The 20,399-nt window shown below is 62.4% G+C and carries 18 protein-coding genes; 10 read left to right on the top strand and 8 right to left on the bottom strand.

The genetic code is table 11. The features are described from left to right. The 4 genes from L4G42_RS17800 to L4G42_RS17785 form a co-directional block, all read right to left on the bottom strand. Positions 1-202 (bottom strand): META domain-containing protein (locus L4G42_RS17800; protein WP_237260980.1); only part of this gene is annotated, 202 nt, incomplete at its 3' end. Further along, positions 199-636, bottom strand: a complete 438-nt coding sequence (locus L4G42_RS17795) for a hypothetical protein (RefSeq protein ID WP_237253680.1) — start codon at positions 634-636, stop codon at positions 199-201. The genes L4G42_RS17795 and L4G42_RS17800, both read right to left, overlap by 4 nt. A gap of 85 nt (positions 637-721) precedes the next feature. After that, positions 722-1,708: a 2-hydroxyacid dehydrogenase gene (locus L4G42_RS17790; RefSeq protein ID WP_237253652.1), complete on the bottom strand. Its 987-nt coding sequence runs from the start codon at positions 1,706-1,708 to the stop codon at positions 722-724. Between the two features lie 292 nt (positions 1,709-2,000). Continuing rightward, positions 2,001-4,754: a response regulator gene (locus L4G42_RS17785; RefSeq protein ID WP_237260984.1), complete on the bottom strand. Its 2,754-nt coding sequence runs from the start codon at positions 4,752-4,754 to the stop codon at positions 2,001-2,003. Positions 4,755-5,109: 355 nt separating this feature from the next. Here L4G42_RS17785 and L4G42_RS17780 point away from each other — a divergent pair, with 355 nt between their 5' ends. The 7 genes from L4G42_RS17780 (at position 5,110) to L4G42_RS17750 (ending at position 13,842) form a co-directional block, all read left to right on the top strand. Further along, complete coding sequence (locus L4G42_RS17780) at positions 5,110-5,856, top strand: response regulator transcription factor (RefSeq protein WP_237253651.1); 747 nt, start codon at positions 5,110-5,112, stop codon at positions 5,854-5,856. An 8-nt stretch (positions 5,857-5,864) separates the two neighbouring features. Then, positions 5,865-7,253, top strand: a complete 1,389-nt coding sequence (locus L4G42_RS17775; protein WP_237253650.1) for a sensor histidine kinase — start codon at positions 5,865-5,867, stop codon at positions 7,251-7,253. A gap of 411 nt (positions 7,254-7,664) precedes the next feature. Continuing rightward, entirely contained in the window at positions 7,665-8,567 is a 903-nt protein-coding gene (gene cysM, locus L4G42_RS17770) for a cysteine synthase CysM (protein WP_237259901.1), read from the top strand. Further along, positions 8,567-9,922: a 23S rRNA (uracil(1939)-C(5))-methyltransferase RlmD gene (gene rlmD, locus L4G42_RS17765; protein WP_237253648.1), complete on the top strand. Its 1,356-nt coding sequence runs from the start codon at positions 8,567-8,569 to the stop codon at positions 9,920-9,922. The genes cysM and rlmD overlap by 1 nt, the downstream gene beginning before the upstream one ends. A gap of 156 nt (positions 9,923-10,078) precedes the next feature. Continuing rightward, a complete protein-coding gene (gene relA / locus L4G42_RS17760; RefSeq protein WP_237253647.1) occupies positions 10,079-12,322 on the top strand; it encodes a GTP diphosphokinase in 2,244 nt (747 codons plus the stop codon). Between the two features lie 117 nt (positions 12,323-12,439). Next, complete coding sequence (mazG, locus tag L4G42_RS17755) at positions 12,440-13,273, top strand: nucleoside triphosphate pyrophosphohydrolase (RefSeq protein WP_237253646.1); 834 nt, start codon at positions 12,440-12,442, stop codon at positions 13,271-13,273. A gap of 26 nt (positions 13,274-13,299) precedes the next feature. Beyond that, positions 13,300-13,842, top strand: a complete 543-nt coding sequence (locus L4G42_RS17750; RefSeq protein ID WP_237253645.1) for a DUF2058 domain-containing protein — start codon at positions 13,300-13,302, stop codon at positions 13,840-13,842. A gap of 74 nt (positions 13,843-13,916) precedes the next feature. On the opposite strand, the gene L4G42_RS17745 is transcribed toward L4G42_RS17750, so the two are convergent. From L4G42_RS17745 to purM, 4 genes are all read right to left on the bottom strand, one after another. After that, positions 13,917-14,105, bottom strand: a complete 189-nt coding sequence (locus L4G42_RS17745) for a hypothetical protein (protein ID WP_122535701.1) — start codon at positions 14,103-14,105, stop codon at positions 13,917-13,919. Between the two features lie 280 nt (positions 14,106-14,385). Further along, positions 14,386-15,102, bottom strand: a complete 717-nt coding sequence (locus L4G42_RS17740; protein ID WP_237259902.1) for a DUF3108 domain-containing protein — start codon at positions 15,100-15,102, stop codon at positions 14,386-14,388. 8 nt (positions 15,103-15,110) lie between these two features. Beyond that, entirely contained in the window at positions 15,111-15,761 is a 651-nt protein-coding gene (purN, locus tag L4G42_RS17735) for a phosphoribosylglycinamide formyltransferase (protein WP_237253678.1), read from the bottom strand. An 8-nt stretch (positions 15,762-15,769) separates the two neighbouring features. Further along, positions 15,770-16,828 (bottom strand): phosphoribosylformylglycinamidine cyclo-ligase, encoded by a 1,059-nt coding sequence (purM, locus tag L4G42_RS17730; RefSeq protein ID WP_237253643.1) that lies wholly within the window; start codon positions 16,826-16,828, stop codon positions 15,770-15,772. A gap of 331 nt (positions 16,829-17,159) precedes the next feature. Here purM and L4G42_RS17725 point away from each other — a divergent pair, with 331 nt between their 5' ends. From L4G42_RS17725 to hda, 3 genes are all read left to right on the top strand, one after another. Next, positions 17,160-18,233 carry a DUF2066 domain-containing protein gene (locus L4G42_RS17725; RefSeq protein ID WP_237253677.1) on the top strand — a complete coding sequence of 358 codons (1,074 nt, stop codon included), beginning with the start codon at positions 17,160-17,162 and terminating at the stop codon, positions 18,231-18,233. A 54-nt stretch (positions 18,234-18,287) separates the two neighbouring features. Beyond that, a complete protein-coding gene (locus tag L4G42_RS17720; RefSeq protein WP_237253642.1) occupies positions 18,288-19,361 on the top strand; it encodes an AI-2E family transporter in 1,074 nt (357 codons plus the stop codon). Positions 19,362-19,694: 333 nt separating this feature from the next. Further along, positions 19,695-20,399 carry a DnaA regulatory inactivator Hda gene (gene hda / locus L4G42_RS17715; protein ID WP_074890952.1) on the top strand — a complete coding sequence of 235 codons (705 nt, stop codon included), beginning with the start codon at positions 19,695-19,697 and terminating at the stop codon, positions 20,397-20,399.

Below are 20,399 nucleotides of genomic sequence, written 5' to 3'. Positions count from 1 at the left end.
GCGCGAACCAGTGATTGCAGCCGGCGTTGCCGTAGGCGCGACCGTCGTTGCCCAGGGTCATGGTCAGGTGGCTGTTGTCGATCAAAGGCCGTTCGCCGATCCATTCCAGCACATAACCGTGGTCCTGCTTGAGTGCCTCGGTTTTGGTAGCGCATCCCGCCAGCAGTGTGGCTGCCAGCAGTGTCAGCAAAAGCGGTTTCATGCCGCTTTCTTCGCGCAGGCAGGGCAGAGGTGGTTCTCGCCGACGACCTTCCAGCCCAGCTCCTCGATGCGCGCGGTGGCGGCGGGTTTGAGGGCTCTTTTGCCGTCCTTGCCGTCGACCATGAACTCGATGTCGCGCTCTTTGCCGCAGTCGTTGCAGTTCACCTTCCACTGATGGATCGCCAGTTCGGTGAACGCCGGGCCGTTGGCAACGGCCACCCACTGACCGGTCGGGTTGATGAGGTGGCGGACTTTTTCCACGTTCAGGCGCATGAACAACTCTTTGCTGCCTTTGACGGTGACCAGCAGCACGTCGTCAGGCTTGATCGAGCCGCCGTTGCCGGTCACTTGATAGCGACCGACGGCAAGGCTGCGGCATTCGATCAGGGTGTGTTGCGGGGTGAGCATGCTGTAACGGAAATCGTGTTCGGCCATGGGGGTCTCCAAATAGGCGCGCATGCTAACACTTTAGAGGATGAATTCTCGCTGCCGACGACCCTGTGACCGGCAGCACGCGGGCTCACTGCAACATATTCTGCGGGCTGCCTGCTGCCCAACGTGTGATGTTATCCAGCGTAGTCTGGGCGATGGCGCCAAGGGCTTCTTTGGTCAGAAATGCCTGATGGGCGGTGATCACCACGTTGGGGAATGTCAGCAGGCGCGCCAGCACATCGTCCTGCAGCGGCAGGTCCGAGCGGTCTTCGAAAAACAGCTGCGCTTCCTCTTCATAAACGTCCAGCCCGAGGTAGCCCAACTGGCCGCTCTTGAGCGCGTCGATCAGCGCCGGCGTGTTCACCAGCGCGCCGCGCCCGGTATTGATCAACATCGCCCCGCGCTGCATGCGCGAGAGCGAATCCGGGTCGATCAGATGCCGCGTGTGATCGTTGAGCGGGCAATGCAGGCTGATGATCTGCGCTTCGGCGAGCAGTTCGTCAAGGGGCAGATAGCGGGCGCCCAGTGCTTCGACCAGCGGGTTCGGGTACGGATCGTAGGCGAGCAGTTCGCAGCCGAAGCCCGCCATGATCCGCGCGAATGTCGCACCGATCTGCCCGGTGCCGACCACGCCGACGGTCTTGCCCACCAGATCGAAACCGGTCAGGCCGTGCAGGCTGAAATCACCGTCGCGGGTGCGGTTGTAGGCGCGGTGCAGATGGCGGTTCAACGAGAGGATCAACGCCACCGCGTGTTCGGCCACGGCATGGGGCGAGTAGGCCGGGACGCGAACGACGCTCAGGCCCAGGCGCTTGGCGGCGGCGAGATCGACGTGATTGAAACCGGCCGAGCGCAGCGCGATCAGTTGAGTGCCGCCTGCGGCCAGTTGCTCCAGAACTGGCGCGCTCAGGTCGTCATTGATGAACGCGCAGACGACCTCGTACTGATCGGCCAGCGCCACCGTGTCCAGGGTCAACCGCGCGGGCTGGAAATGCAGTTCGATGTCCGGCGCGATCTGCGCACCGAGGAAGCTCTCGCGGTCGTAGGTCTGGCTGCTGTAGATAAGCGTGCGCATGGGTGCTCCTTTATAGATGGGCCTGCAATGTCGCGCCGAACGTGGATGCTGGGCCTGACGCCAATCCACCGCGTTCGCCAGCAAGCCGGCTCCTACGGATTTTGTGTGCGCCCACGATGCGTGCGTTGCCGAGATCCCCTGTAGGAGCGCGCTTGCCCGCGAACGCGATCTGCCAGCGCCCTCAATTAGCCTGACCCACCGCGTTCGCCAGCACGCCGACTCCTGCAGGTCAATCGGCAGACCGGGGGGGCTCATAGCCTATCCATCACAGAGCAAAGGTCTTTGACCTGGATCAAGCACTCACACGGGCCTCGTTTTCCAGTCGATGGATGGCTTTCTCCAATTCATCCAGTGCCTTGTCGCTGTCCGCCGATTCCTGCTTCAGCAGGGTCTCGCTGCGTTGACACGCCGCGCGCAATTGCGGGACGCCGCAGTAACGGGTGGCGCCGTGGAGGCGGTGGACCCGTTCAATCAGCGCGACGTTGTCCCTGGCCTCGCGGGCGTTGCGGATGGCTTCGCGGTCGGTGGCGAGGGAGGCCAGCAGCATCGCCAGCATGTCCGCCGCCAAATCGGCTTTGCCCGCCGCCAGCCGCAGCCCTTCCTCGTGATCGAGCACCTGCAGGTTGATGCCACCCTGGGCAATTTCGACGTGCCGCTCCGGCGCCTGATTGCGCAGCGCCAGCCCGGTCCACTTCAGCACCACCTGCGCCAGTTGACGCTCGCTGATCGGCTTGGTCAGGTAATCGTCCATGCCGCTCTGCAACAGCGCGCGCTTCTCGTTGGCCATGGCGTGGGCGGTGAGGGCGACGATGGGCAGCGAAGAGGCCTGACGTTCGCTTTCCCAACTGCGAATTTCTTCGGTCGCCTGACGCCCGTCCATGCCCGGCATCTGCACGTCCATCAGCACCAGATCGAAGGGTTCATCCTGCACCGCTTGCACCGCCGCATAACCACTGTCGACGGCCTTGACCTTGGCGCCCATGTCTTCGAGCAAGGTCTGCACCAGCAGCAGATTGGCCGGGTTGTCGTCGACGCACAGAATGCGCGGCGGCCGGCTCGACAGCGGCTCCGGCACCTCGTTGCGCAGCTGCTTGGGCTGGATCAGCTCCGACAGCGCGCGCCGCAACTTGCGCGTACACGCCGGTTTGGCCTGCAACTGGTTGTAGGCGTCGGGCACGGAAAACTGATACAGCGCCTGTTCGGTGGTGGGGCACAGCACCAGCACTTTGCAGTTGAGGTTTTCCAGGTCCCAGATCTGCTGGCGCAGGCGCTCGGGCGGCAGTTCGTGGGCGGTGACGCCGAGCACGGCCATGTCGATGGCATGGGGCGTCTGATGCACCACCGTCACGCCATTGATGAGGTTTTCCAGATTGTTGAAGACCATCGGCTGCAGACCGCAGTCCTCCAGTTGATGCTCAAGCGCCTGCCGCGACAGGTCATGATGCTCCAGCACCGCCACGCGACGGCCCAGCAGTGGCGGGGCGGGCAGGTCGTCGAGGTCGTCGCGGGTTTTCGGCAGGGTCAGGCTGATCCAGAATTCCGAGCCTTCCCCCGGCGTGCTCTCGACGCCAATCTCGCCGCCCATCTGCTCGACCAGCCGCTTGGAAATCACCAGCCCCAACCCGGTGCCGCCGGAGTGCCGCGACAGGGAATTGTCCGCTTGGCTAAACGCCTGAAACAGCGCACGCATGTCCTGACTGGACAGGCCGATGCCAGTGTCCTGCACGCTGATGCGCAACTGCACGGTGGTGTCATGTTCTTCCTCCAGCATCGCTCGCGCGACGATGGTGCCCTCGCGGGTGAACTTGATCGCGTTGCTGACGAGGTTGGTCAGAATCTGCCGCAGCCGCAGCGGATCGCCCACCAGCGACAGTGGCGTGTCGCGATAGACCAGACTCACCAGCTCCAGTTGTTTGGCGTGGGCGGCGGGGGCGAGGATGGTCAGGGTGTCTTGCAACAGGTCGCGCAGGTTGAACGGGATCGCGTCGAGGACCAGCTTGCCGGCCTCAATCTTCGAGAAATCCAGAATCTCGTTGATGATGCTCAACAGGTTGTCGGCGGATTTCTCGATGGTGCCCAGGTAATCGTACTGACGCGGCGTCAGCTCGCTTTTCTGTAACAGGTGGGTGAAACCGAGGATGCCGTTGAGCGGCGTGCGGATTTCATGGCTCATGTTCGCCAGAAACTCGGACTTGATCCGGCTGGCTTCCAGGGCTTCCTTGCGCGCCAGGTCCAGCTCGATGTTCTGGATCTCGATGGTTTCCAGGTTCTGGCGCACGTCTTCGGTGGCCTGCTCGATGCTGTGCTGCAATTCTTCCTGGGCGTTCTGCAACGTTGCCGCCATGCGGTTGATGCCCGAACCCAGTTCGTCCAGCTCGTAACTGCCCATGGGTGGCAGTCGTGCTTCGAGATTGCCGTCCTTGAGCTGGGCGACGACGTGTTTGATCTGGGTGATCGGGCCGTTGATGGTGCGGCTCATGCGCAGGGCGAGCATGGCGGTCAGGCCGAGGCCGATGACGATCAGAATCAGGCTGGCGAACAGGCTACGATAGCCGCGCAACAATGTGCCGTTGTGCGACAGCTCCAGCTCGACCCACCCCAGCAGGCGGTCGGCTTCGGCCGGAACGACGTCGCCGGTCAGGTGGCGGCTGCGCCCGAACACCGGCATCAGGTAGCGCGTGGCGTCGTTCTCCGAGCGCTGCAGCATGTGCGTGCTGTTACCGACGGGGGCCTGGTTGATCATGCTCGGCCCGGCATGGGCCAACATCGCCCTGTCAGTATCGAGGAACGACACCGCGCGCACGTCGGCCTGTTCCAGCACTTGCCCGGCGATGCGTTCAAGCATCGCCTGGTCGCCACTGGCCAGCGCGCTGGCAGACAGCGGCGCGAGCTCGTTGGCAATCATTTCGCCACGCTTGAGCAACTGGGTCTGTAACTCGGTCAGCTGCATCCAGGTGAAATAACCGCCGAGCAATGCCGCCATCAGGCAGGCCGGCAGCAGGGTCAGCAGCATGACGCGGCCTTTGATGCCCACTTTTTTCAGCACACTTCTTCTCCAACAACCCGGCACGAATTCAGGCAACCGCTGCGCCAATGCAGCGTATGACGCGCAATCACTGCGCAGTGTAGTCATTTGCGCTTCCTGCACACAGTGGGACCGGCGCGTGCACACATGATGGAACTGGACACTTCCCTTGTAGGACCGGCTTTAGCCGGGAAGGCGTCGGGCGTTACACCGCAGATTTGATGGCGCCCAAATTGGCCTGTTCCCGGCTGAAGCCGGTCCCACTATGGGAATGCATCCAGTCCTACTAAAAAGAACGCATCGCCGGCAGGCCGGCATTGCTCCGCCGCGTGCAATCTTGAATAATCCGCGTCTTGAGAATCAGTCGCAGACGCCAATGACTCCCGCCAGCATCCACCGCCCCCACATACTCGCCATCGAGGACGATGTCGTGCTCGGTGCGTTCGTTCATGATCAGCTCGATCGCTGCGGGTTTCAGGTGACCTGGTGCCAGAACGGCGCCGAAGGGCTGGCCTGCGCGCAACGCGAACCCTTTGATGTGGTGCTGATGGACATCCTGCTGCCGGGCATGAACGGCCTCGACATCCTCACCCATCTGCGCCGCCGCCACACCATGCCGATCATCCTCATGTCCGCCCTGGGTGCCGAGGCCGACCGCATTACCGGCTTCCGAAACGGCGCCGACGATTACCTGCCCAAACCCTTCAGCGTCGATGAGCTGCGCGTGCGCATCGAGGCGATCCTGCGCCGGGTCGACCTCGAAAGACGCTTCCACGCCCTGACAGCGAACGATCACGTTCCCGACACTGAGAGACCCGACGAAGACAGTCTGACCTTCGACGAAGGGCGCTGTGACGTGTTCTTCGCCGGCACCCCGGCGCAATTGACCGGCAGCGAATACCGCCTGCTCGACACCCTGTGGCGCAACCCCGAAGACGTCCTCAGCAAGGCCTTCCTGTATCAGCACGTCTTGCAGCGCGGCTATTCCCAACACGACCGCAGCCTCGATATGCACATCAGCCAGATTCGCCGCAAGCTCAAGGCCGTCGGCTATCAGGCGCGTCAGCTGCGCACGGTGTGGGGCAAAGGCTACGTACTGACGGCGGCGGTGCTGGATGGCTGAGGTGTTGAATGGTTGAGCCACGCAAAAGGCTGCCCGGCCGGCATTCGCTGTTTTGGAAACTGGCCGTTCTGCTGGTCTGTTTCTGCCTGCTGATGATCTGGCTCAGTTGGTATTGGGGGCGCTACATCGAGACCCGCAATGCTTATCTGAGCGCCGAGGCCCGTCAGGTGCTCAACGACCATGGGACGCAGGCTGAAGAGGCCTGGACCAGAGGCGGCCAGCGCGGCATCGACGAATGGCTGAAGCAGGTCCGTCTACAGGAAACCGGCTGGGTCGGGGTGATCGGCAGCGATTTGCAATCACTCGGCAGCACGCCGCTGACCCGCGAGCAGTCCCGGCGCTTGACCTTCATGCGCGGCATCGACTGGCCCATGAGCACGCGGCAGAAGACCGTGCCTTGGCTGAAGATCGCCTTTCCCGGCAGCCCGGACGCGGGCAGTCTGGTCATCGAACTGCCCGAGCGCTTCAAGCCGGGGCGTTATGCGCTGATCGGACAGGTGCTGACCAACGTGCTGATTCCCGCGTTGTTCACCCTGCTGCTGAGCGTGGGGCTGTATCGCCTGCTGATTCGTCCGCTCAATCAACTGCGCGAACAGGCCAACGCATGGCGCGCGGATCGGCTGACCAGCAGGCTGTCGCCGCAGATGACCGAGCGCCGTGATGAACTGGGCGAGCTGAACCGCGCCTTCGATCACATGGCCGCGCGCCTGCATTCGACGGTGCAGGTCCAGCAGCAGTTATTGCGTGACCTCTCCCACGAACTGCGCACGCCCCTCAGTCGCCTGCGGGTGGCCTGCGACAGCGAGCAAAGCCTGCCCGAACTGCGCGAGCGCCTGAGCCGGGAAGTGGATGGCATGCGCCGGCTGGTGGACGACACCCTGCAGCTGGCCTGGCTCGACACCGAGCGCGAAAAACTCCCCGGTGAGGACATTCAGGTGGTGGCGCTGTGGGAGATGCTGGTGGATGACGCCTGTTTCGAAACCTGCTGGCCGACCCGTCAGTTGCGCTGCGATCTGGACAGCGAATGCTGGGTCAGTGGCCATCTCAATACCCTGGCCCAGGCGCTGGAAAACATTCTGCGCAACGCCATCCGCCATTCACCGCCGGAGGGCATCGTGCGCCTGGACGGGCGGCGCGACGGCGATGACTGGCTGTTGTGGCTGGAAGATCAGGGCGGCGGGATTGACGAGGGCGATCTCGAGCGGATATTTGCGCCGTTCATCCGCCTGGACGGCGCCCGTCCTGGCGACGGTGGTTTCGGCCTGGGTTTGAGCATCGCCCGCAACTCGCTGCGCCTGCAGGGCGGGGACTTGTGGGCGGAGAACACCGGGCAGGGGCTGCGGATGATCATGCGGTTGCCGGCCCGACATCTGCGTAGGACGCAAATCCCTTTGTAGGAGCGTGGCTTGTCCCGCGATCGGCCGGGAACCGGTCGTGGAATCGGTTCGCGCGGTGGATCGGGGAAAACACCGGTGGCAGGCTTGTTGCCGCTGCGCGCCAGATCGCGGGACAAGCCACGCTCCTACAGATACTTGCATATCCCGGAAGGCCTGCGTCTGGCCTGGATCGGTGTAGGAGCGCGCTTGCCCGCGAACGGGGTGGATCAGTCGACATCTTCTTTTCAGACCCAACGCGTTCGCCAGCAAGCCGGCTCCTGCGGATTTTGTGCAGGCCGAAAATTGTGTGCGGTGCCGATCCGGACATGCCTTATTCCTTTCAGCGATAACCCCCTCACTTTGCGTGATATGGGCTGGCAGCGATTGCCGGTATGATAGGCGACCCCCGCACGTCTGGATCGCGAACACGCCATGACCCTGCAGTATCAAACCATCGCCGATTGCGTCGGCAACACCCCGCTGGTGCGTCTGCAACGCATGGCCGGGAACACCAGCAACACGTTGCTGCTCAAGCTCGAAGGCAATAACCCGGCCGGTTCCGTGAAGGACCGCCCGGCGCTGTCGATGATTACCCGCGCCGAACAGCGCGGGCAGATCCACCCCGGCGACACCCTGATCGAAGCCACCTCCGGCAACACCGGCATTGCTTTGGCCATGGCCGCAGCAATCAAAGGCTATCGCATGATCCTGATCATGCCGGACAACTCCAGTGCCGAACGCAAAGCGGCGATGACCGCTTACGGTGCCGAGTTGATTCTGGTCAGCAAGGAAGAGGGCATGGAAGGCGCCCGTGATATGGCCGAACGCATGCAGGCTGAAGGCCACGGCAAAGTGCTTGACCAGTTCGCCAATGGCGACAATCCCCAAGCCCATTACGTCGGCACCGGCCCGGAAATCTGGCGGCAGACCGGCGGCACCGTCACCCATTTCATCAGCTCCATGGGCACTACCGGCACCATCATGGGCACCTCGCGTTTCCTCAAGGAACAGAACCCGAACATCCAGATCGTCGGCCTCCAGCCTATGGATGGCGCGTCGATTCCGGGCATTCGCCGCTGGCCTCAGGAATACCTGCCCAGCATCTATCAGGCCGACCGCGTCGACCGGATCATGGACATGGGCCAGGCCGAAGCCGAGGACGTCATGCGTCGTTTGGCGCGGGAAGAAGGTATTTTCTGTGGCGTGTCGTCGGGTGGTTCCGTTGCCGGCATGCTGCGGCTGTCCCGGGAAGTCGAAAACGCGGTGATGGTCGCGATCATTTGTGACCGCGGCGACCGTTACCTGTCGACCGGCGTCTACGATGCGCCCAACTGATGGCCAAGCGTGATGCAGGCCTGCGTTTCCAGCCCAGCGGTGGCACCCGGACCACGCAGGTCCCCACCGGTAAAAAACAGCGTCTGAACATCGAGCGTCTTGCCAATGACGGTCGCGGCATCGGTTTCGTCGACGGCCGCACCTGGTTTGTCATGGGCAGTCTGGCCGGCGAAGAGGTCGAGGCCCGCGTGCTCAATGCCCACGGTAAAGTGGTCGAAGCCCGCACCGAGCGCGTGTTCCAGGCCAGCCCTCTGCGCCGCCCGGCAGCGTGCCCGCATTTCGGCCGTTGCGGCGGTTGCAGCACCCAGCACCTGCCCCACACCGAACAGCTCGCCCTGAAACAGAGCATGCTCGCCGAGCAATTGAGCCGCATCGCCGGCGTTGAGCCGGAGGAATGGGCCGCGCCCCTGACCGGCGATGAATTTGCCTACCGCCGCCGCGCCCGCGTCGCCGTGCGCTGGGACGTTCGGGCCAAACGGCTGGACGTCGGATTCCGCGCCGCGGCGAGTCAGGACATCATCGCCATCGAACAATGCCCGGTGCTGGTACAGGCCTTGCAGCCGATCATGACGGCGCTGGCGCCCATGCTTCGGAGTTTGAGCAAACCTCAGGCGCTGGGGCATGTCGAGCTGTTCAGCGGATCGGCCACTGCCGTGCTGCTGCGGCACACCGCGCCGCTGCCCGAGAATGATCTAGCGATCCTTAAAAGCTTTTGCGAAACCCATGACGCTCAGTTGTGGTTGCACGGCGAAGGCGAGCCACAACCGGTCGACCCTTCCGCTCAACTGGGCTACCGCCTGGAACCGTGGAATCTATCCCTGGCTTATCGCCCCGGCGACTTCGTGCAGGTCAACGCTCAGGTCAACACCGCGATGATCGAGCAGGCCCTGGCCTGGCTTGCGCCGCGCAAGGACGAACGAGTGCTGGACTTGTTCTGCGGGCTTGGTAACTTCGCTCTACCGCTGGCGCAAATGACGCGCGACGTGGTGGCCGTGGAGGGCGTCGACACCATGGTTCAGCGGGCAACGGCCAATGCCGCCAGCAACGGTTTAAGCAACGTGAAGTTTTATCAGGCCGATCTGTCGCAGCCACTGGACAAGGCGGCCTGGGTGGCGGAAGGTTTTGCCGCAGTGCTGCTCGATCCGCCGCGTGACGGGGCGTTCGAAGCCGTAGGCAAGCTCAAGTCTCTGGGCGCTCAGCGCGTCCTTTATGTGTCGTGCAACCCGGCAACGCTGGCGCGCGACACCGCTGAATTGATCAAGCAGGGCTACCGTTTAAAACGTGCCGGAATCCTCGATATGTTCCCGCAGACAGCGCATGTCGAGGCGATGGCGTTATTTGAAGCGAGCAAGTGAGGCGCCGGCTCAGGAAAAGCCGATGCCTTACACGGAGTCTCGTTTAATCCGACTGGCCCGCGCGTACGCGACCTTGCATGGCCCGCAAGGCGCACGCGCTCAAGAAGGCCGGCGACTGATGGCGCATTTCATCGCGCCGTAGGGAAGGTAAGCAACATGGTACAGGTGAGACCCCACCAGCCGATCAACACAGACGGCAGTATCAACCTCGACGCGTGGCTGGATCACGTGGTCAGCGTCGACCTCGTAGTGGACCGACAGGCCCTCAAAGAGGCCTGTGAATTTGCCCGGCACGCCGAGCAACAGGACAACGCCGCCAAGAACCTCTGGGCGGAAGGCACGTCGAGTTTTCAGACGGGCCTGGAAATCGCTGAAATCCTGGCCGACCTCAAGCTCGATCAGGATTCACTCGTCGCCGGTGTGATTTATCGCGGCGTGCGCGAAGGCAAGATCTCGCTGCCCGACGTCAACCAGCGCTTCGGCCCCACAGTCGCCAAGCTCATCGACGGCGTCCTGCGCATGGCGGCCATCAGCGCCAGTCTCAGCCCGCGCCAATCCCTCGTGCTTGGCACCCAGGCCCAGGTCGAAAACCTGCGCAAGATGCTGGTGGCCATGGTCGATGATGTACGCGTGGCGCTGATCAAGCTGGCCGAACGGACGTGCGCCATCCGCGCGGTGAAAAACACCGACGATGAAAAGCGCAACCGCGTCGCCCGGGAAGTCTTCGACATCTACGCGCCGCTGGCCCACCGGCTGGGCATCGGTCACATCAAATGGGAGCTGGAGGACTTGTCCTTCCGTTACCTGGAGCCCGAGCAGTACAAGCAGATCGCCAAACTACTGCACGAGCGCCGCCTTGATCGCGAGCGCTTCATCACCGACGTGATGTCGCAGCTTGAGAACGAGTTGTTGGCCACCGGCGTCAAGGCCGACATCAGCGGCCGGGCCAAGCATATTTACTCGATCTGGCGAAAAATGCAGCGCAAAGGCCTGGAATTCAGCCAGATCTACGACGTTCGCGCCGTTCGCGTGCTGGTGCCGGAGATGCGCGATTGCTACACCGCCCTCGGCATCGTCCACACCCTGTGGCGGCACATTCCCAAGGAATTCGACGACTACATCGCCAACCCCAAGGAAAACGGCTATCGCTCGCTGCACACGGCGGTGATCGGTCCGGAAGGCAAAGTGCTGGAGGTGCAGATCCGCACCCACGCCATGCACGAGGAGGCTGAACTGGGCGTCTGCGCGCACTGGAAGTACAAGGGCACAGACGTCAAATCCGGCTCCAATCACTACGAAGAGAAAATCTCCTGGCTGCGTCAGGTGCTCGAGTGGCATGAAGAGCTGGGCGACATCGGCGGGCTGGCGGAACAGCTGCGCGTCGACATCGAGCCCGACCGCGTCTACGTGTTCACCCCGGACGGCCACGCGATCGATCTGCCCAAGGGCGCGACGCCGCTGGACTTCGCCTATCGCGTGCACACCGAGATCGGCCATAACTGCCGTGGCGCCAAGATCAACGGCCGCATCGTCCCGCTCAACTACAGCCTGCAAACCGGCGAGCAGGTCGAGATCATCACCAGCAAGCACGGCACGCCGAGCCGCGACTGGCTGAACTCGAACCTGGGTTACATCACCACGTCCCGGGCGCGGGCGAAGATCGTGCACTGGTTCAAACTGCAGGCCCGCGATCAGAACGTCGCGGCCGGCAAGGTGCTGCTGGAGCGCGAATTGGCGCGTCTGGCGCTGCCGCAAGTGGATTTCGACAAGTTGGCCGAGAAGGCCAACATGAAGATCGCCGAAGACATGTTCGCGGCCTTGGGTGCCGGTGACCTGCGCATTGCTCAGCTGGTTAATCTGGCTCAGCAACTGGTCGAGCCGGAGCGCGGCAACGAGCAACTGGAGCTGATACCGCGCAAGGCCACGGGTTACAAGCCGGGCAAGCGCGGGGACATTCAGATCCAGGGCGTCGGCAACCTGATGACGCAAATGGCCGGCTGCTGCCAGCCGCTGCCGGGCGATGCGATCGTCGGTTACATCACCCAGGGCCGCGGCGTGAGCATTCACCGTCAGGACTGCGCCTCGGTGCTGCAACTGGGCGGGCGTGAACCCGAGCGGATCATTCAGGTCAGCTGGGGCCCGGTGCCGGTGCTCACCTACCCGGTGGACATCATCATCCGCGCCTACGACCGCTCCGGCCTGCTGCGCGACGTCTCGCAGATCCTGCTCAACGAGCGCATCAACGTGCTGGCGGTCAACACCCGCTCGAACAAGGAAGACAACACCGCGCTGATGTCGCTGACCATCGAGATCCCGGGGCTGGACGCGCTGGGCCGGCTGCTGGGGCGTATCTCGCAACTGCCGAACATCATCGAAACGCGGCGCAACAGGACGCCGTGACCCTGTCGGAGCGCGCTTGCCCGCGAACACGTTGTGCCTGTGACAAATAAGTCGATGACACACCGCTATCGCGAGCAAGCGCGCCCCTACAGGCGCCGGTGTTGCAATGGGATAACTATGTACACACTTCAAGACCTGCTCACGCTCATGGCCCGCTTGCGCGATCCGCAATTCGGTTGCCCGTGGGACGTGAAGCAGAATTACGCGAGCATCGTGCCGCACACCCTCGAAGAGGCCTACGAAGTGGCCGACGCCATCGAGCGCGGTGACTTCGATGACCTGCGCGGTGAGCTCGGCGATCTGCTGTTTCAAGTGGTGTATTACTGCCAGCTGGCGCGGGAAGAAGGGCGGTTTGAGTTCGATGGCGTGGTCGACGGCATCACCCGCAAACTGATTCGCCGTCACCCCCACGTGTTCCCGACCGGCGATCTGTACGCGCCGCTGGAAACGCCGCGTCTCAGCGAAGAGCAGGTCAAGCATCGCTGGGAACAGATCAAGGCCGAGGAGCGCGCCGAAAAGGCCAGCGCGCCCGAGCAGCTGTCCCTGCTCGACGACGTGCCAAATGTATTGCCGGCATTGTCCCGCGCAGCGAAGTTGCAGAAGCGCGCTGCCCAGGTCGGGTTCGACTGGCCGGATGCGTTGCCGGTGGTCGACAACGTGCGTGAGGAACTCGACGAAGTCCTCGAAGCCATGGCCGACAACGACAGCGCGGCCATCGCCGAAGAGGTCGGCGATCTGCTGTTTGCCGCCGTCAATCTGGCCCGGCACCTCAAGGTCGACCCGGAAAATGCCCTGCGCGCCGCCAACGCCAAATTCGAGCGGCGCTTCAGATTTATCGAACAGGCCTTGCGCGACACCCGGCGCCCCATCGAAGATTGCAGCCTCGAAGAGATGGATGCGCTCTGGGGCGAAGCCAAGCGTCAGGAAAAGATCACGCCCAACTGCGGTTGAGTTGACTATTTAGAGAGAGAAGACAGATGGCGGGTATTTCCCTTCGTGACCAGTTGCTGAAAGCCGGCCTGGTCAATGAGAAGCAGGCCAAGCAGGCCAGCAAGAGCAAGCAGAAGGAGCAGCGTCTGGTGCACAAGGGCCAGGCGGTGGCGGACGACACCAGCCAGCGCGCGGCCCAGGAAGCGATGGCCGATAAAGCCAAACGTGACCAGGAGTTGAATCGCCAGCAACAGGAAAAAGTCGAGCAGAAGGCCCGTGCCGCCCAGGTTAAACAGTTGATCGAAGCCACGCGCCTGCCGAAGCTGACCACCGAGGACTACTACAACTTCGTCGACGACAAGAAGGTCAAGCGTCTGTCGGTCAACGCCCTGATGCGCAGCAAGCTGAGCAACGGCTCGCTGGCCATCGTGCACCATGGCGGCTCTTATGAAGTGATCCCCCGCGAAGCCGCCCTCAAGGTGCAAGAGCGCGACCCGCGTCGCATCGTCATGCTCAGCGCCCCGACCGAAGAGCCGGATGGCGACGATCCGTACGCCGCGTACAAGATCCCGGATGATCTGATGTGGTGAGTGCCCCTCACGCGTGAAGCCGTAAAATAACAAAACCCGCCAAGGCGGGTTTTGTTTTGCTGCGATTCCGAAAATTACGAATGACTGGCCTGCAGCTTTGCTTCTTGCTCGGCAAGCTCTGCTGCGTAACGCTGTGCGTCCGATTCGTGATGAAACATCCCTACCAGCTGGTCTTGTTGGCGTACATCCCAGATCTGGATGCCATCGGCGATGGTCTCATGGGAGATATGGGCGTCGTCGCGTTCAGTAACAGTTACGGTCATAGTGCAAACTCCTGACTCTTGGATATCTGCGGCAGGACGTCGCAGGCCTTCTTTATAGTTTTTGATAGCCGGCTAAGTAAATGCGCACATCCTGCAACAGTTATTTACCGAATCAGTAACAGTGCAGTAAATGCTTGTATTCGAAGGGTGCGCAGTGTTTTGTCACACCCGGTTGAAGGCCATGAAGAATCTTTCATGTAGACCAGAAGCTCTGATTCGCGCCAAAAAAAACCCCGCCATGGCGGCGGGGTTTCTGTGTTGCGCTGGTCGTAGAGCGTGATCAGCTGCCCTTGACCGACTTACCGTTCACCGTGCCGTCCTGCAGCATGATGTTGTATTCCTTGCCGTCGGTTTCAACCTGTTGCAGGCGGACCAGCAGGTAGTCGTAGTCCTTGGCGAACCACATCACGGTGATGCGCTTGTTCTGCGTCGGATCACGCACGCGCTCGACCTTGATGGCGTCGACCGAACCGACTTTGGTCTCGACCTTTTCAGTGCCGAGCACGCGGAAGTCATAGGTGTCGACTTCGTCACCGTCGACCACCTGATACGACATGCTCTTCTTGCCTGCCGCCACGTCATGCTGCAGCGCGAGCTGGTAGGTGGACTTGTCTAGAACGCCGGCATTCAGCGGGATTTTCACCGCGTCGCCACGGTCCGAACCGGTGATGAATTTGGTGGGCCAGTCGAAGACCAGATCGACCGTCTTGCTCTTGCCCAGGCCGCCACGTTCGAAGTGGTAGGTCTGCGGCAGGAGTTGGTCCTTGTCGACTTTGAGCGTGCTGACTTCGGTCAGGCTGGCGATCATCATCGACGCCTTGAAGCTCAGGGTCCAGGTGCCGTTGGCGTTCTTTTCGAGGCTGCGGCTGGCGCTGCCACCGCTCATGGGCAGCTGTTTCCAGTCAGCGGTGTAGCTGGCGGAGAAAGGTTGAAGGTCTGCCGCGTTGACTGCGGGAAGTGCGAACAGAGCGAAAGCGAAGAGCAAAGCGCGACGCATAATATCTCCTAATGTCGGATCAAGTGGCCGCTGGGCCCTAAGGCCTGGCCGTCCAGTGAGGCGCCGTGCTCGTCGAGGGTCAATCGTCCTTCGGCGAACCAGCGAATGGCCAGGGGATAAATCAGGTGTTCCTGGGCGTGAACCCTCTGTGCCAGCGTGGCGGGTGTGTCGTGCAACTCTACAGAAACAACTGCCTGTACGACCAGAGGCCCCCCATCGAGTTCCTCCGTGACAAAGTGCACGCTGCAGCCATGTTCAGCATCGCCGGCGTCCAGCACACGTTGATGGGTGTGCAGGCCTTTATACAGGGGAAGCAGGGAAGGGTGAATGTTCAGCAGGCGGCCATGGTAGTGGCGGACGAACCCGGGCGTGAGGATGCGCATGAAGCCGGCGAGCACCACCAGCGACGGCTGAAACGAATCGATGGCCTCGATCAGCGCCGCATCGAAGGCCTCGCGACCTTCGTAGCCGGTGTGATCGAGCACACGGGTGTCGATCCCCGAGCGGGCGGCACGCTCGAGCCCGAAGGCATCGGCGCGGTTGGAGATCACCGCACGCATGCGCGCAGGGCTCGCGCTGTCCTGAAAGCTGTCGATCATCGCCTGCAGGTTACCGCCAGCGCCGGACAGCAGCACCACCACGTCAGAGGGTTGGGGCATGTCAGGCATTAATGAGCCTTGACGTTCTTCAGCTCGACTTGCGCAGCGCCTTCGGCAGCCGTACCGATCTGGCCAATCACCCAAGGCTGCTCGCCCGCTTCGCGCAGGGCATTGAGCGAGACTTCGACGTGTTCCTGGGCGACGCAGATGACCATGCCGACGCCGCAGTTCAGCACGCGGTGCATTTCGTGCTCATCGACGTTGCCTTTTTCCTGCAGCCAGTCGAAGACCGCCGGACGGGTCCAGCTGGCCACGTCGACGATGGCCTGGGCGCCTTCAGGCAGCACGCGCGGGATGTTGTCCAGCAGGCCGCCGCCGGTGATGTGGGCCATGGCTTTTACCGCGCCGGTGTCTTTGATCAGCTTGAGCAGTTGCTTGACGTAAATGCGGGTCGGCGCCATCAGCAGTTCGGTCAGCGGCTTGCCGTCGAGCTGGATGGTTTCGATGTCGGCGCGCGACACTTCGATGATCTTGCGGATCAGCGAGTAGCCGTTGGAGTGCGGGCCGGAAGAGGGCAGGGCAATCAGCGCGTCGCCGGCGGCAACCTTGGAGCCGTCGATGATCTCGGCCTTTTCAACCACGCCGACGCAGAAACCTGCCAGGTCGTAGTCTTCGCCCTCGTACATGCCGGGCATTTCAGCGGTTTCGCCGCCGACCAGGGAGCAGCCGGCCAGTTCGCAGCCCGCGCCGATGCCGGTGACCACTTGAGCCGCGGTGTCGACGTTCAGTTTGCCGGTGGCGTAGTAGTCCAGGAAGAACAACGGCTCAGCGCCGCAGACCACCAGATCGTTGACGCACATGGCGACCAGGTCGATGCCGATGGTGTCGTGTTTGTTCAGATTCAGCGCCAGGCGCAGCTTGGTGCCGACACCGTCGGTGCCGCTGACCAGAACAGGCTGCTTGTAGCCGGCCGGGATTTCGCACAGAGCGCCGAAGCCCCCGAGGCCGCCCATCACTTCCGGGCGCTTGGTGCGCTTGGCGACGCTCTTGATGCGTTCGACCAGCGCTTCACCGGCGTCGATGTCAACACCGGCGTCTTTGTAGCTCAGGGAGGGTTGCTTGCTCATGATCCAGGCCTTTAGGGGGGATTCGGGGTAACGACCGAGTGGCAACGACGCGGGGGCCGTGTCATCGCCGGTCTGCGAAGGCGCGCGATTTTATCAGGGTTGGGCGCAAGCGGCCATCCTTGGGCCGACGGGCAGGACCGCCGTGAAGAAAAAATAACCCGGTTTATCCCGCCGCACCCGTTCGTCGACGGGAGGATCCGGTGTAACGTTGGCGCCTGAGTGAGCGATTCGGGCGCGTCTGCGGTCAGAGTCGGGTCACTTGTGTTCATGCAGCTATTTATAGCGTTGCCTTTTTACCCAGCGGGAATCCTTCATGCGTCCACCTTCATTCATGCGCCTAAAAAACTGCCTGTTCGTGGGTTGCCTCTCATTGATGAGTCTGCCGGCGTTCGCCGAGACGGTGAACAATCTTTATCAGGTGCGCGAGCCTGTCAGCGGCCAGACCCCGGACGAGAAAACCCGCGCCACCCAGGCCGCGCTGGAAACCCTCGTTATCCGCCTGACCGGCGACCCTAAGGCCGCGCAGAACGGCGGCCTTGCCGAGGTGCGCAAGGACCCTCAGCAAATCATCAGCCAGTACGGTTACGACGCCGGTCCTCCCGAAACCCTGCAGGTCGATTTCGACCCGTCGAGCACTGAACGCGTGCTGCGTCAGGCCGGGTTGTCGCTGTGGGGCACTAACCGGCCGGTGATCATGGCCTGGTGGCTGAACGACGCCACTGACGGCGCCAACCTCGTCGGCGACGGTCAAGCCTCCGCCGAGCCTTTGCGCCGCGCGGCTCAGCATCGCGGCCTGCCGCTGCGTTTGCCACTGGCGGACCTTGGCGAACAAGGCATCGGCAACGCCAAGACCCTCGACGGCAACAACGTCGGCCCGCTCAAAGAGGCTTCCGAGCGTTACGGTTCGGACGCGATTCTGGCGGTTCACGCCCAGGAAAACGGCGGCCAGTGGCAGGGCAAGTGGCACCTGTGGCTGGGCGAGAAGATGGAGCAGGGCAGTGCCAGCGGCGCGAGCTCGGCGGAACTGGCCGACGCGGTGCTGTTGGCGGTGAGCCAGCGTCTGGCGCCACGCTTCGTGGTCAAGCCGGGCGCTTCGACGGGCATGGTGCTGGACGTGCAGGGCATGAATCTTGAGCGTTACGCGCAGCTGCTGCGCCTGCTCGAACCTTTCGGCGGCCGCCTGAAGTCGGCCGAGGGTGATCGTATCGCGTTCGACGTCAGTGGCAGCCCCGATCAGTTGCGTTCGCAGCTTTCGCTGGCGAAATTGCAGGAAGTACCGGCCAGTGAAATCGCCAGCGCCCCCAACAATTCTGCGCCCAATCCCGCGCCGGTCTCGGCCGACGGCACGCCGGCAGCGCCGCAGCCGTCCGCTGTTTCTGACAGCGCATTGCACTTCCGTTGGTGAACAGGTTCATAACGACGTTGCACGAAGCACATCATCCTGGGGAAAGAGGCAGTAATGACTGATACGCGTCGTTGGTTTTGGCTGGGCGGGGTTGTCCTGGTCTGTTTGTTCGTCTGGCTGCTGCATTCGATTCTGACGCCGTTTCTCGTGGCGCTGTTGCTGGCGTACATGGGCGATCCGCTGGCAGACCGGCTGGAAAAACTGAAGCTGTCACGCACCATGAGTGTGGTGACGGTGTTCCTGTTGTTCACCCTGATCTTCATGGGCCTGCTGTTGGTGCTGGTACCGATGCTGGCCAAGCAGCTTTATCGCCTGTACGAACTGGCGCCGCAGATCCTCGACTGGCTGCAGCACACCGCCATGCCGTGGGCGCAGGCCAAGCTGGGGCTGGCAGACGGGTTCTGGAAGTTCGACAAGGTTAAGGCAGCGATCTCGGAGCACATGGGTCAGACCGGCGACATCGTCGGTATCGTTCTGTCCCAGGCCACCACGTCGACGCTGGCGCTGATTGGCTGGCTGACCAATCTGGTGCTGATCCCGGTGGTCTGCTTCTACCTGCTGCGTGACTGGGACGTGATGACCGCCAAGGTGCGCAGCCTGTTGCCGCGTCACCGCGAGAAGAAAATCGTCGCCCTGGCGGACGAGTGCCATGAAGTATTGGGTGCGTTCATTCGCGGCCAGTTGCTGGTGATGGTCGCGCTGGGTGTGATCTACGCTGCCGGGCTGATGCTGGTCGGGTTGGAGCTGGGACTGTTGATCGGTGTCATTGCCGGTCTGGCGGCCATCGTGCCGTACATGGGTTTCGTCATTGGCATCGGCGCGGCGATTCTGGCGGGCTTCTTCCAGTTCGGTGGCGACCTGTACCCGATGCTGGGCATCGTTGCGGTGTTCATGGTCGGTCAGGCGCTGGAAGGCATGGTGCTGACGCCATTGCTGGTAGGCGACCGTATCGGTCTGCACCCGGTGGCGGTGATCTTCGCGATTCTGGCGGGCGGCGAGCTGTTCGGTTTCACCGGCATCCTGCTGGCGCTGCCGGTGGCGGCGGTGATCATGGTCCTGGTGCGCCATGTTCATGACCTTTATAAGGATTCGGACATCTACGGAGGTCTGGACGACCCGGATCTCTGATTCCGTTCCTGCAGTGGCAGTGACCACGCTGAATCGATGGAAACTGCTTCTGTAGGAGTCGGCTTGCTGGCGAACCCGATTGATCATTTGCGTTGTGTTGCCTGACACGACGCGTTCGCCAGCAAGCCGGCTCCTGCAGTCCGACCGACCGCGCCCAGGGTGCGAAGCTTTCTTGAGTGGTTTTTCCCGTAATCCCCAGTCATACCAGTGACCTACGCAAGCCTTTGATTTTGCTGGCGGTCTGCCGCATTGTGCGGCCAGCCCTGCGGGTATAGACTTTGCGCACTTTTCACAGAGGCCCTTTGGCGGTTCTTCACGAACCGTTCAGCCAGCATGAAACCAGTTCAGCTGCCCCTGAGTGTGCGTCTGCGTGATGACGCCACCTTCATCAATTACTATCCAGGCGCCAATGCCGCTGCACTCGGCTATGTCGAGCGGCTGTGCGAAGCCGAGGCTGGCTGGACGGAAAGTCTGATTTATCTGTGGGGCAAGAACGGGGTAGGGCGCACGCACCTGTTGCAGGCCGCCTGCCTGCGTTTCGAACAGATGGGCGAGCCGGCGGTTTACCTGCCGATGGCCGAACTTCTCGACCAAGGCATTGGCCTGTTCGATCATCTGGAGCAGTACGAACTGGTGTGCCTCGATGACCTGCAGGCGGTGGTCGGCAAGCCTGAGTGGGAAGAAGCGTTGTTCCACCTGTTCAACCGCCTGCGTGACAGTGGCCGACGCTTGCTCATCGCTGCGTCATGCTCGCCCCGCGAACTGCCGGTCAAGCTGGCCGACCTGAAATCGCGGCTGACCATGGCGCTGGTGTTCCAGATGCGCCTGTTGTCCGACGAAGAAAAGCTTCGCGCCCTGCAATTGCGCGCGTCACGTCGGGGGCTGCACCTCACCGATGAAGTAGGGCATTTCATCCTCACCCGGGGCAAGCGCAGCATGAGCGCGCTGTTCGACCTGCTTGAACAACTCGATCAGGCGTCGCTGCAGGCCCAGCGCAAGCTGACCATTCCCTTCCTGAAAGAAACCCTCGGTTGGTAA

The sequence above is a fragment of the Pseudomonas petrae genome (genome assembly GCF_021728295.1).
Taxonomy (GTDB): Bacteria; Pseudomonadota; Gammaproteobacteria; order Pseudomonadales; family Pseudomonadaceae; genus Aquipseudomonas; species Aquipseudomonas petrae.
The sequence above is the reverse complement of the archived record's forward strand: the minus strand, read 5'-3'. Positions and strand labels throughout refer to the sequence as shown.

Bases quoted from the DNA above. Each gene is read 5' to 3' on its own strand.
- L4G42_RS17795 (WP_237253680.1), bottom strand. From the start codon at position 636: ATGGCCGAACACGATTTCCGTTACAGCATGCTCACCCCGCAACACACC.
- L4G42_RS17790 (WP_237253652.1), bottom strand. From the start codon at position 1,708: ATGCGCACGCTTATCTACAGCAGCCAGACCTACGACCGCGAGAGCTTC.
- L4G42_RS17780 (WP_237253651.1), top strand. From the start codon at position 5,110: ATGACTCCCGCCAGCATCCACCGCCCCCACATACTCGCCATCGAGGAC.
- L4G42_RS17775 (WP_237253650.1), top strand. From the start codon at position 5,865: ATGGTTGAGCCACGCAAAAGGCTGCCCGGCCGGCATTCGCTGTTTTGG.
- cysM (WP_237259901.1), top strand. From the start codon at position 7,665: ATGACCCTGCAGTATCAAACCATCGCCGATTGCGTCGGCAACACCCCG.
- rlmD (WP_237253648.1), top strand. From the start codon at position 8,567: ATGGCCAAGCGTGATGCAGGCCTGCGTTTCCAGCCCAGCGGTGGCACC.
- relA (WP_237253647.1), top strand. From the start codon at position 10,079: ATGGTACAGGTGAGACCCCACCAGCCGATCAACACAGACGGCAGTATC.
- mazG (WP_237253646.1), top strand. From the start codon at position 12,440: ATGTACACACTTCAAGACCTGCTCACGCTCATGGCCCGCTTGCGCGAT.
- L4G42_RS17750 (WP_237253645.1), top strand. From the start codon at position 13,300: ATGGCGGGTATTTCCCTTCGTGACCAGTTGCTGAAAGCCGGCCTGGTC.
- L4G42_RS17745 (WP_122535701.1), bottom strand. From the start codon at position 14,105: ATGACCGTAACTGTTACTGAACGCGACGACGCCCATATCTCCCATGAG.
- L4G42_RS17740 (WP_237259902.1), bottom strand. From the start codon at position 15,102: ATGCGTCGCGCTTTGCTCTTCGCTTTCGCTCTGTTCGCACTTCCCGCA.
- purN (WP_237253678.1), bottom strand. From the start codon at position 15,761: ATGCCCCAACCCTCTGACGTGGTGGTGCTGCTGTCCGGCGCTGGCGGT.
- purM (WP_237253643.1), bottom strand. From the start codon at position 16,828: ATGAGCAAGCAACCCTCCCTGAGCTACAAAGACGCCGGTGTTGACATC.
- L4G42_RS17725 (WP_237253677.1), top strand. From the start codon at position 17,160: ATGCGCCTAAAAAACTGCCTGTTCGTGGGTTGCCTCTCATTGATGAGT.
- L4G42_RS17720 (WP_237253642.1), top strand. From the start codon at position 18,288: ATGACTGATACGCGTCGTTGGTTTTGGCTGGGCGGGGTTGTCCTGGTC.
- hda (WP_074890952.1), top strand. From the start codon at position 19,695: ATGAAACCAGTTCAGCTGCCCCTGAGTGTGCGTCTGCGTGATGACGCC.